This window comes from Klebsiella sp. H-Nf2, assembly GCF_002806645.1.
GTDB classification, from domain to species: domain Bacteria; phylum Pseudomonadota; class Gammaproteobacteria; order Enterobacterales; family Enterobacteriaceae; genus Klebsiella; species Klebsiella variicola.
Map to the genome: position 1 here is coordinate 169,915 of NZ_PIBL01000009.1, position 11,921 is coordinate 181,835.

Genomic DNA, 11,921 nt, shown 5'->3' on the forward strand with positions numbered 1-11,921 from the left:
AAGTGTTGAAAAAATTACTCCCGCTGCTGGCGCTGGTCGCCATGCCCGCTCTGGCTAAGCCTGTCCTCACCGTCTATACCTATGACTCCTTCTCTGCCGACTGGGGCCCCGGCCCGGCGGTCAAAAAAGCCTTTGAAGCGGACTGCGGCTGCGAACTGAAGTTCGTCGCCCTGGAAGATGGCGTTTCGCTACTGAATCGCCTGCGCATGGAAGGCAAGAACAGCAAGGCCGACGTCGTGCTTGGCCTGGATAACAACCTGCTGGAAGCCGCGGCGCAGAGTCAGCTGTTCGCCAAAAGCCACGTTCCCGCCAGCGCGGTCAGCGTGCCGGGCGGCTGGGATAATGACACCTTTGTCCCCTACGATTACGGCTACTTCGCCTTCGTCTATGACAAAAATAAACTGGCTAACCCGCCGAAGAGCCTGAAAGAGCTGGTTGAGAGCCCGCAGAAATGGCGCGTCATCTACGAAGATCCCCGCACCAGTACCCCGGGACTGGGCCTGCTGCTGTGGATGCAAAAGGTCTATGGCGATAAAGCACCCGAGGCCTGGCAGAAGCTGGCGGCGAAAACCGTCACCGTCACCAAGGGCTGGAGTGAAGCCTACGGTCTGTTCCTGAAAGGGGAAAGCGACCTGGTCTTAAGCTACACCACCTCGCCGGCTTACCACATAATTGAAGAGAAGAAAGACAACTATGCGGCGGCGAGCTTCGCCGAAGGCCATTATCTGCAGGTCGAAGTTGCCGCGCGTACCGCCGCCAGCAAGCAGCCGGAACTGGCGGAGAAGTTCCTCAAATTTATGGTCTCGCCTGGCTTCCAGAACGCCATCCCCACCGGGAACTGGATGTACCCGGTGACCCAGGTCGCGCTGCCGGCCGGGTTTGATACCCTGGTGAAGCCGCAGACCACCCTGGCGTTTACCCCGCAGCAGGTCGCCAGCGAGCGTCAGACCTGGATTAATGCATGGCAACGCGCCGTCAGCCGCTAAACCTTAGCGGGCTATTGCCGGGCCTTTTTGCCGCCACCCTGCTCTGCGCCGTCGCGCTGGCGGCATTTCTGGCGCTGTGGTTTAGCGCGCCCGGCGCGGGCTGGCAATCGGTCTTCAGCGATAGCTACCTGTGGCACGTGGTGCGCTTCTCCTTCTGGCAGGCGTCGCTGTCAGCGCTGTTCTCGGTGGGGCCGGCGATCTTTCTCGCCCGCGCGCTTTACCGGCGTCGCTTCCCGGGCCGCACGCTGCTGCTGCGCCTGTGCGCAATGACCCTGATCCTGCCGGTGCTGGTGGCGGTGTTTGGCATCCTCAGCGTCTATGGCCGCCAGGGGTGGATCGCCGCGCTGTTCCACGCGCTCGGCTGGCAGTGGGATTTCTCGCCCTACGGTCTGCAGGGCATCCTGCTGGCGCACGTCTTTTTCAATATGCCGATGGCCACCCGCCTGCTGCTGCAGGCGCTGGAGAGTATCCCTGGTGAACAGCGGCAAATTGCCGCCCAGCTTGGCATGCGCGGTTATGCCTTCTTCCGCCTCGTCGAATGGCCGTGGATGCGGCGGCACATTCCCGCCGTCGCCGCACTGATTTTTATGCTCTGCTTCGCCAGCTTCGCCACTGTGCTGTCGCTGGGCGGCGGTCCGAAAGCCACCACCATTGAGCTGGCTATCTACCAGGCGCTGAGCTTTGACTACGATCCGGCGCGAGCGGCAATGCTGGCGCTGATCCAGATGCTTTGCTGCCTCGCGCTGGTGCTGCTCAGCCAGCGTCTGAGTAAAGCGGTGGCTATCGGCGTCAGCCATGTCCACGGCTGGCGCGACCCTGACGATCGCCTGCACAGCCGCCTGAGCGATGGACTCTTGATCGGCGCCGCCCTGCTGCTGTTGCTCCCGCCGCTGCTGGCGGTCATCGTCGACGGGATCAACCGCAACATGCTGAACGTGCTGGCGCAGCCGGCGCTCTGGCAGGCATTGAGTACCTCTCTGCGCATCGCCATCGCCGCCGGGCTGTTGAGCGTGACCCTGACGATGATGCTGCTGTGGAGCAGCCGGGAGCTGCGCGCCCGCCAGCGGCCGCTGGCCGGGCAGGCGATGGAGCTGAGCGGCATGTTAATCCTTGCGATGCCTGGGATTGTGCTGGCCACTGGCTTTTTTCTGCTGCTCAGTAACAGCGTCGGACTGCCGGAGTCCGCCGACGGCATCGTCATCTTCACCAATGCCCTGATGGCGATCCCCTACGCGCTTAAAGTGCTGGAAAACCCGATGCGCGACGTGACCGCCCGCTACAGTATGCTGTGCCAGTCGCTGGGGATTGAAGGCTTCACGCGGCTGCGGGTGGTTGAGCTTCGCGCCCTCCGGCGCCCGCTGGCCCAGGCGTTAGCCTTCGCCTGCGTGCTGTCGATTGGTGACTTCGGCGTGGTGGCCCTGTTCGGTAACGAGGCGTTCCGCACCCTGCCTTTCTATCTGTACCAGCAGATAGGCGCCTACCGCAGCCAGGACGGCGCCGTCACCGCCCTGCTCCTGCTGCTGCTCTGTTTCTTATTATTTACGCTGATTGAAAAACTTCCGGGGCGTGATGCTAAAACTCAATGATGTGACCTGGCTGTACCAGCATCTGCCGATGCGCTTTACCCTCGACGTCGCGCGCGGCGAGCGTATCGCGGTGCTCGGCCCCAGCGGCGCCGGAAAGAGCACGCTGCTGAATCTGATCGCCGGTTTTCTGCCGCCCGCCAGCGGCAGCCTGCGGATCAACGGCGAGACGCATGACGCGACGCCGCCGGCGCAGCGTCCGGTCTCGATGCTGTTCCAGGAGAATAACCTGTTTAACCATCTCACGGTTCGGCAGAATATCAGCCTCGGGATCCACCCGGGCCTGAAACTGAGCCGCGAGCAGCAGGCGCAGGTGGCGGCGATGGCCGGACAGATGGGAATTGATGCGCTGCTGGAACGCCTGCCGGGCGAGCTTTCCGGCGGTCAGCGGCAGCGCGCGGCGCTGGCCCGCTGTCTGGTGCGCCAGCAGCCAGTGCTGTTGCTGGATGAACCCTTCTCAGCGCTTGACCCGGCGCTGCGTCAGGAGATGCTGTCCCTGGTCGCCGATGTCTGCGAGCAGCAGCAGCTCACTCTGCTGATGGTCTCCCACAGCGTGGAAGATGCCGCGCGCATCGCGCCGCGCTCGATAGTGGTCGCCGAAGGGCGGATTGTCTGGGATGGCGCCACCGCCGAGCTGTTAAGCGGCAACAGCAGCGCCTCGCATCTGATGGGCATCAGCGCGCAATAACCTTGTGCAGGATCGCCAGATAGACCGGCATCAGCGGATGGCGGCAGACCAGAGTCAGCGCCGTCGCGGCGACCACCACCATCAGCGGTGACAGCCACAGTAGTCGGCCGCGCGGCAACCAGCGGGTCAGGCGATCGCCTGAGGTTTTCGCGCTCCGCCACAGCCGCCAGCACAGCCACCCTGCCAGCCAGGCCAGCAGCGCCGCCCCCAACAGCAGCCATTTAAAGCTGGCGCTGTTTTCATCGGCCGGAATATCAATCGCCGCCCCGGCGAGAATGCCGGGCAGGAAATAGAGCGGCGGCCAGAGCAGGCAGCCGATAATATTCGGTAGCACAAATTTCGCCACCGGCAGATCGAGCATCCCGGCGACCATCGGCACCAGCGGTCGCGTCGGCCCGACAAAGCGGCCGATCAGAATGGTGATCATGCTGTGCTGATGCAACGCATGCTCGGTCTTCTCCAGCAGGGCACGGTTTTTCTTCATAAACGACCAACGGTGCAGCGGCTTTTTAAAGCGCCAGCCGAGCCAGAATGAGATCCAGTCGCCCAGCAGACAGCCGACAATCCCCGCCAGCCACGCCTGCCAGAAGTTAACCTCACCGCTGCCGATAAGCGCCCCAAGGCCGGCCATCATCACCGTTCCGGGTAAGATAAGCCCCACCAGCGCCAGCGACTCGAGAAAGGCCACCAGCATCACGGCTAACAACGAGTAGACCGTGGATTGGGTGATAAAGTGTTCCAGCAATGCTTGCATAATGTACCCGGTTAAAAAACGAAGCCCGGATTCTCCGGAGCCATCGCGCCCTCGTCAAGCCACCAATTGTCTTAATAGTTTACTGGCTGTGATATTTAAGCGGGTCATCATTTCACTTTCTTTACTTTTTATTCACATCCTGCACGGAATTCGCTCGGGCTGGCGCCGGTGCATTTTTTAAATACGCGCGAAAAATAGAGCTGATCTTCAAAGCCAACGTTGCGCCCGACGGTGGCGATCGGCATCCGTGTCGTGCTCAGCAGCAGTTTGGCCTGGCTGATGCGCTGATCTTCCCGCCAGCCGAGCACGCTGATCCCCAGCTGCTGGCGGAACAGGTGCGACAGACGCGAGGGCGACAGGCAGACGTGCTGGGCGACGCTGGCAATATCAAAATGGCTGTCCGCCAGATGGTCGCTGATGTACTGGCAGGCGTCGCGCACCCGGTTATCCAGCGGCGGATGCAGCGATTCGTTGATCGCCTCCATGCGCCGCAGCAGCAGCTGTTCCAGCAGATTTATCGCCAGCAGTTCGGAATAGCGCCCCGCCCCCTGCCCGGCATCGACGATCTGGCCGAACAGTTCGCCAAAGCGCGCCTGCCACTGTTCATCCGGACGGAAAAAGCCGGTCTGGGCGAAGATCGTCGGCCAGTTGAGCCACTCGTGCCAGTAGGCGCGTGGCCGGAAGTAGACCCACTGGTGATACCACTCGCTGGCGTCGGGATGGCGGCCGTAGTGATGGATTTCCCCTGGCGGGAACAGCAGCATATCGCCCGGCCGGCAGACGAACTGCTCGCCGTGGTTGTTGATAACACCCTCGCCGCGGATCGTCAGGTTGAGAATATAGCCTTTCATGCCCAGCGGGCGGTCGATAAAGAAATCCAGGTATCCCTGCGCCTCAATCGGCGTGAGGCCGGTGACCAGATGAGCGTTAAAAGAGTAGCCCGGCAGCAGCGGATCGTTTTGCGTTTCGGCCATACGCGTGGTTCTCCCCGAAGGTATTAGTGACACCAATTGTCCATATTCATCATTTTATCGCTCTCGGTCCTGTCGCGACTGCGACGGCGGTGGGAATTTCGCTAAAAAGCCGCACAGTAAGCGAAAAAAGCGCCAGCAGCGTGCATTCCACCGTGATATGCCGGGTAACAAAAGTGTCTATAAATACGGCAGGAAAGTCCACATCGAATATTTGCACGGCGTCACACTTTGCGAGGTGACAGCAAAATAATCCATAAGATTAGCGAATCCGGCCTGACGGATTTTGCCGGGGGTATCTACTGTTGCTGCATGAATGATTTCTGCATGGAGTAACAAGATGGCAATTGCGATTGGCCTCGACTTTGGTAGTGACTCAGTCCGCGCCCTGGCGGTGGAATGCGCGTCCGGCGCAGAGCTGGCGGCAAGCGTGGAGTGGTATCCGCGCTGGCGGGAAGGACAGTATTGCGATGGGGCTAACAACCGGTTCCGCCACCACCCGCGAGATTATATCGAGTCCATGGAAGCGGCGCTGAAAAGCGTGCTCGCTTCGCTGAGCGCCGAACAGCGCGCCGACGTCGTGGGCATTGGCGTCGACAGCACCGGCTCAACCCCGGCTCCCGTAGATGCCGAGGGCAAGGTGCTGGCGCTGCGCGAAGAATTCGCTGACAACCCTAACGCCATGTTTGTCCTGTGGAAGGATCACACGGCGGTCGAGGAAGCCGAGGCGATCACCCGCCTGTGCCACCAGCCGGGTAAAGAGGATTACTCGCGCTATATCGGCGGTATCTACTCCAGCGAATGGTTCTGGGCCAAAATCCTTCACGTCACCCGCGAAGATAGCGCCGTCGCCCAGGCAGCCGCCTCGTGGGTAGAACTTTGCGACTGGGTACCCGCCCTGCTCTCCGGCACCACGCGCCCGCAGGATCTGCGCCGCGGCCGCTGCAGCGCCGGACATAAATCGCTGTGGCACGAAAGCTGGGGTGGTCTGCCGCCGGCCAGCTTCTTCGATGAGCTTGATCCCATCATTAACCAGCATCTGGCATGGCCGCTGTTCACCGATACCTGGACGGCCGATGTGCCGGTCGGCACGCTGAGCGCAGAGTGGGCCGAGCGTCTGGGTCTGTCGCAGACTGTGGCCATCTCCGGCGGCGCCTTCGATTGCCATATGGGCGCCGTTGGCGCCGGGGCGCAACCTAACGCGCTGGTGAAAGTCATCGGCACCTCCACCTGCGACATCCTGATTGCCGATAAAGAGAGCGTCGGCGAGCGCACGGTAAAAGGCATCTGCGGGCAGGTCGACGGCAGCGTGGTTCCGCACTTTATCGGCATGGAGGCAGGCCAGTCCGCCTTCGGCGATATTTACGCCTGGTTTGGCCGCATTCTCGGCTGGCCGCTGGAACAGCTGGCTCAGCAGCAACCGGCGTTGCGCGAGCAAATCAAAGCCAGCCAAAAACAGTTACTGCCGGCGCTCACCGAAGCCTGGGCCAATAATCCGTCGCTCGATCACCTGCCGGTGGTGCTCGACTGGTTCAACGGCCGCCGCACGCCGAATGCTAACCAGCGTCTGAAAGGGGTGATCACCGACCTTAATCTGGCGACCGACGCCCCTGCGCTGTTCGGCGGCCTGATCGCCGCTACCGCCTTTGGCGCGCGCGCCATTATGGAGTGCTTCACCGAGCAGGGGATCCCGGTTAACAACGTCATGGCCCTCGGCGGTATCGCGCGGAAAAACCAGGTCATCATGCAGGCCTGCTGCGACGTGCTGAACCGCCCGCTGCAGATTGTCGCCTCCGATCAGTGCTGTGCGCTGGGGGCGGCTATCTTCGCCGCCGTCGCCGCCGGCGTCTACGACGATATTCCAGCCGCCCAGCAGCGAATGGCAAGCCAGGTGGAAACCACTCTGCAGCCGCGCCCGGCGCAGGCACAACGTTTCGAACAACTCTATCAGCGCTACCAGCAGTGGTCGGTCAGCGCTGAACAACACTATCTCCCTTCGGCTGCAAAGACGGAAAAAGCCCCGCAATCTCAGGCAGCGCTCACCCATTAAGGATACGAAAATGACGATTTTTGATAACTATGAAGTATGGTTCGTTATTGGCAGCCAACATCTGTACGGCCCGGAAGCCCTGCGCCAGGTGACGAAGCATGCCGAACATGTGGTGAACAGCCTGAATGCGGAAGCCAAACTGCCGTGCAAACTGGTCCTTAAGCCGCTGGGCACCACCCCGGACGAGATCACCCATATCTGCCGCGACGCCAACTACGATGACAAATGCGCCGGGTTAGTGGTCTGGTTGCATACCTTCTCGCCGGCAAAAATGTGGATCAACGGCCTGACCATCCTCAACAAGCCGCTGCTGCAGTTCCATACGCAATACAATGCCGCGCTGCCGTGGGACAGCATCGATATGGACTTTATGAACCTGAACCAGACCGCGCACGGCGGCCGCGAGTTCGGTTTCATCGGTGCCCGTATGCGCCAGCAACACAGCGTGGTCACCGGCCACTGGCAGGATAAAGATGCCCACCAGCGCATCGGCGGCTGGATGCGCCAGGCAGTCTCCAAACAGGATACCCGCCATCTTAAAGTCTGCCGTTTCGGCGATAACATGCGCGAAGTGGCGGTGACCGACGGCGATAAAGTGGCGGCGCAGATCAAGTTTGGCTTCTCAGTGAACACCTGGGCGGTCGGCGATCTGGTGCAGGTGGTCAACAGCATCAGCGACGGCGATATCAGCGCGCTGGTCGATGAATATGAAAGCAGCTACCGTCTAACCCCGGCGGCGCAGGTTCACGGCGACAAGCGCCAGAACGTGCTGGACGCCGCGCGCATTGAGCTGGGGATGAAACGCTTCCTCGAGCAGGGTGGTTTCCACGCCTTTACCACCACCTTTGAAGATCTCCACGGCCTGAAACAGCTTCCGGGTCTCGCCGTGCAGCGCCTGATGCAGCAGGGCTACGGCTTTGCCGGCGAAGGCGACTGGAAAACCGCCGCTCTGCTTCGCATCATGAAGGTGATGTCAACCGGTCTGCAGGGCGGCACCTCCTTTATGGAGGATTACACCTACCACTTCGACAACGGCAACGATCTGGTGCTCGGCTCGCATATGCTGGAAGTGTGCCCGACGATCGCTACCGCCGAGAAACCGATCCTCGACGTCCAGCCGCTGGGTATCGGCGGTAAAGCGGATCCGGCGCGCCTGATCTTCAATACCCAGACCGGCCCGGCGATTGTCGCCAGCCTGATCGATCTGGGAGATCGCTTCCGTCTGCTGGTCAACACCATTGAAACCGTCCCGACGCCGCACGATCTGCCGAAGCTGCCGGTGGCCAACGCCCTGTGGAAAGCACAGCCGGATCTGCGTACCGCTTCGGAAGCCTGGATCATCGCCGGTGGCGCGCACCATACCGTCTTCAGCCATGCGCTGAACCTCGACGATATGCGCCAGTTCGCCGAGCTGCACAATATCGAGCTGACGGTCATCGACAACGATACCCGTCTGCCGTCCTTCAAGGACGCGCTGCGCTGGAATGAAGTGTATTACGGTTCAAAACGCTAAGAGGCCGTCCCCTCACCCTTTCCCTCTCCCCGTTGGGGAGAGGGTACCGACAGGGCGCCATGCCGCCTTTCTCCCTCTCCCGTTGGGAGAGGGTCGGGGTGAGGGATACCCGACTCGCCTGCTATTCGGAGCACATTATGTTAGAAGATCTTAAACGCCAGGTTCTGGAAGCCAACTTAGCGCTGCCGCAGCATAATCTGGTGACCTTAACCTGGGGCAACGTCAGCGCCGTCGACCGCGACCAGGGCGTTCTGGTTATCAAACCCTCCGGCGTGGATTACCGCGTGATGACCGCCGACGATATGGTGGTCGTCAGTCTGGAGACTGGCGAGGTGGTGGAAGGCAATAAGAAGCCCTCGTCGGATACCCCAACTCATCGCCTGCTGTATCAGGCCTTCCCGACGCTGGGTGGTATTGTGCATACCCATTCGCGCCACGCCACCATCTGGGCGCAGGCCGGGCAATCCATTCCAGCGACCGGCACCACCCACGCTGACTATTTCTATGGCCCGGTTCCCTGCACCCGGTTGATGACCGATGCGGAGATCAACGGCGAATATGAGTGGGAAACCGGCAACGTGATTGTCGAAACTTTCCGTCAGCAGGGAATCGACCCGGCGCAGATGCCCGGCGTGCTGGTGCATTCCCACGGCCCGTTTACCTGGGGTAAGAATGCCGAAGACGCAGTGCATAACGCCATCGTACTGGAAGAGATCGCCTATATGGGCATCTTCTGCCGCCAGCTGGCGCCGCAGCTGCCGGATATGCAACAGACGCTGCTCGATAAGCACTATCTGCGTAAGCACGGGGCTAAAGCCTACTACGGCCAATAATCACCCTGCTCGCCACCATCTGGTAGCCCGGATAAGGCGCAAGCCGCAATCCGGGGCCACCTTAGCGCCGAATAACTGTATAAAACCCCAGCACCTATTGAGAAACCAGGCTATAATCAGGCCTGGTTTTTTATCGGCGAGAATACCCGTGACCCAGCCACGAGCAGGTTTTTTACTCACCCGTCACTGGCGGGACACCCCGCAGGGCACCGAGCTCTCCTTCTGGCTGGCCACCGACGACGGCCCGCTGCAAGTCACACTCCCGCCGCAGGAGTCCGTTGCCTTTATCCCCGAAGCGCAGCGGGCGCAGGCTGAACGGCTGCTACAGGGGGAGAAAGGCTTCCGCTTCGCGCCGCTGGCCCTGAAAGATTTCCACCGGCAGCCGGTTGTCGGCCTCTACTGCCGCGCCCATCGTCAATTGATGCGTCTGGAGAAGATGCTCCGCGACAGCGGCGTCACCGTCTACGAGGGCGATATCCGCCCGCCAGAGCGCTATCTGATGGAGCGCTTTATTACCGCCCCGGTGTGGGTGGAAGGCGAAATGCACGGCTCGCAGCTGGTCAACGCGCGCATGAAACCGAATCCTGACTATCGCCCGCCGCTGAAATGGGTGTCGCTGGATATCGAAACCAGCCGCCACGGCGAGCTGTACTGCATCGGGCTGGAAGGCTGCGGCCAGCGGGTGGTCTACATGCTGGGCCCCGAACCGGAAACGCCGCCAGACGTCGACTTCGAGCTGGTCTACATCGCCAGCCGCCCCCTGCTGCTGGAAAAGCTCAACGCCTGGTTTGCCGAACACGACCCCGACGTGCTGATCGGCTGGAACGTGGTGCAGTTCGATCTCCGCGTCCTGCAAAAGCACGCCGAGCGCTACCGCATCCCCCTGCGTCTTGGCCGCGGCAACAGTGAGCTTGAGTGGCGCGAGCACGGTTTTAAGAACGGCGTCTTTTTCGCCCAGGCCTGCGGGCGGCTGATTATCGACGGCATCGACGCGCTAAAATCGGCGTTCTGGAATTTCTCCTCCTTTTCACTGGAGGCCGTGGCTCGCGAGCTGCTGGGCGAAGGCAAAGCCATCGACAATCCGTGGGATCGCATGGACGAAATCGATCGCCGTTTTCATGAAGATAAACCGGCGCTGGCAACCTATAACCTCCAGGATTGCGAGCTGGTCACGCGGATCTTTCACAAAACCGAGATCATGCCGTTTTTGCTTGAACGGGCGACGGTTAACGGCCTGCCCGCCGATCGCCACGGCGGTTCGGTCGCCGCCTTCAGCCATCTCTACTTCCCGCGCATGCACCGCCTGGGCTACGTGGCGCCGAATCTTGGCGACGTACCGCCGCAGGCCAGCCCCGGTGGCTACGTGATGGACTCCCGCCCTGGCCTGTATGACTCGGTACTGGTGCTGGACTATAAAAGCCTGTATCCGTCGATTATTCGCACTTTTTTAATCGATCCGGTCGGCCTGGTGGAAGGCCTGGCGCAACCCGATGACCAGCACAGTACCGAGGGCTTTCTCGGCGCCCGCTTCTCGCGCGACAAGCACTGCCTGCCGGGGATCGTCGGGCAGATCTGGCACGGCCGCGATGAAGCCAAACGCCAGCATAATAAGCCGCTCTCCCAGGCGCTGAAGATCATCATGAACGCCTTCTACGGCGTGCTGGGCACCAGCGCCTGCCGCTTCTTCGACCCGCGTCTCGCCTCGTCGATTACCATGCGCGGCCACGCGATCATGCGCCAGACCAAAGCGTTAATTGAAGCCAAAGGCTATGACGTTATCTACGGCGATACCGACTCCACCTTCGTCTGGCTGAAACACCCGCACAGCGAAGCGCAGGCCGCAGAAATCGGCCGCGAGCTGGTCAGCGACGTCAATACCTGGTGGGCGCAGGAGCTTGGCAAAAGCCAGCTAACCAGCACCCTGGAGCTGGAGTATGAAACCCACTTCTGCCGCTTTTTAATGCCGACGATCCGCGGCGCCGATACCGGCAGCAAGAAGCGCTATGCCGGGATGATTCAGGAGGGCGATGCCCAGCGCATGGTGTTTAAGGGTCTGGAGACGGTGCGTACTGACTGGACGCCGCTGGCCCAGCAGTTCCAACAGGAGTTATACCTGCGCATCTTCCGCAACCAGCCGTATCAGGACTATGTGCGGGAGACTATCGCCAGGCTGATGAACGGCGAGCTCGACGAACAGCTGATTTACCGCAAGCGCCTGCGCCGACCGCTGGCCGAGTATCAACGCAACGTACCGCCGCACGTACGCGCGGCCAGGCTTGCCGATGAGCACAACCTGAAGCGGGGACGTGCGCAGCAGTATCAGCAGCGCGGCACCATTAAATACGTCTGGACCACCAGCGGCCCGGAGCCGGTGGATTACCAGCTGTCGCCGCTCGATTATGATCACTATTTAACAAAGCAGTTGCAGCCAGTGGCGGAAGGGATCCTGCCCTTCGTCAACGATGACTTTGCTACAATAGTGACAGGGCAGCTGGGACTATTTTGATTTTTTCTCACCCCTTCCACAGGCACAAAAGCCGAAA

General features: G+C 61.1%; 9 protein-coding genes. 7 read left to right on the forward strand and 2 right to left on the reverse strand.

Annotated features, from left to right (window positions below):
- The first annotated feature begins 2 nt into the window (after positions 1 to 2).
- Genes thiB through thiQ form a run of 3 tightly spaced genes read left to right on the forward strand, consistent with a single transcriptional unit; the run spans position 3 to position 3,257 of the window.
- Complete coding sequence (gene thiB, locus CWM58_RS20230) at positions 3 to 986, forward strand: thiamine ABC transporter substrate binding subunit (protein WP_100681627.1); 984 nt, start codon at positions 3 to 5, stop codon at positions 984 to 986.
- Positions 962 to 2,572: a thiamine/thiamine pyrophosphate ABC transporter permease ThiP gene (thiP, locus tag CWM58_RS20235; RefSeq protein WP_100681628.1), complete on the forward strand. Its 1,611-nt coding sequence runs from the start codon at positions 962 to 964 to the stop codon at positions 2,570 to 2,572. Before thiB ends, thiP begins: the two co-directional genes overlap by 25 nt.
- The gene (gene thiQ, locus CWM58_RS20240) at positions 2,556 to 3,257 is read left to right on the forward strand and encodes a thiamine ABC transporter ATP-binding protein ThiQ (protein ID WP_100681629.1); all 702 of its coding nucleotides are present in this window, start codon (positions 2,556 to 2,558) and stop codon (positions 3,255 to 3,257) included. Before thiP ends, thiQ begins: the two co-directional genes overlap by 17 nt.
- Here the strand turns inward: thiQ and CWM58_RS20245 are convergent.
- Positions 3,244 to 4,011, reverse strand: a complete 768-nt coding sequence (locus CWM58_RS20245; protein WP_008807458.1) for a DedA family protein — start codon at positions 4,009 to 4,011, stop codon at positions 3,244 to 3,246. The genes thiQ and CWM58_RS20245 overlap by 14 nt on opposite strands.
- A gap of 128 nt (positions 4,012 to 4,139) precedes the next feature.
- Complete coding sequence (araC, locus tag CWM58_RS20250; RefSeq protein WP_004204301.1) at positions 4,140 to 4,985, reverse strand: arabinose operon transcriptional regulator AraC; 846 nt, start codon at positions 4,983 to 4,985, stop codon at positions 4,140 to 4,142.
- A gap of 337 nt (positions 4,986 to 5,322) precedes the next feature.
- Here araC and araB point away from each other — a divergent pair, with 337 nt between their 5' ends.
- From araB to polB, 4 genes are all read left to right on the forward strand, one after another.
- On the forward strand, positions 5,323 to 7,032 hold the full coding sequence (araB, locus tag CWM58_RS20255; protein WP_100681630.1) for a ribulokinase: 1,710 nt from the start codon (positions 5,323 to 5,325) through the stop codon (positions 7,030 to 7,032).
- Between the two features lie 10 nt (positions 7,033 to 7,042).
- Positions 7,043 to 8,545, forward strand: a complete 1,503-nt coding sequence (araA, locus tag CWM58_RS20260; protein ID WP_100681631.1) for an L-arabinose isomerase — start codon at positions 7,043 to 7,045, stop codon at positions 8,543 to 8,545.
- A 137-nt stretch (positions 8,546 to 8,682) separates the two neighbouring features.
- Complete coding sequence (gene araD / locus CWM58_RS20265) at positions 8,683 to 9,378, forward strand: L-ribulose-5-phosphate 4-epimerase (protein ID WP_100681632.1); 696 nt, start codon at positions 8,683 to 8,685, stop codon at positions 9,376 to 9,378.
- Positions 9,379 to 9,526: 148 nt separating this feature from the next.
- Entirely contained in the window at positions 9,527 to 11,884 is a 2,358-nt protein-coding gene (gene polB / locus CWM58_RS20270) for a DNA polymerase II (protein ID WP_100681633.1), read from the forward strand.
- Positions 11,885 to 11,921 lie beyond the last annotated feature (37 nt).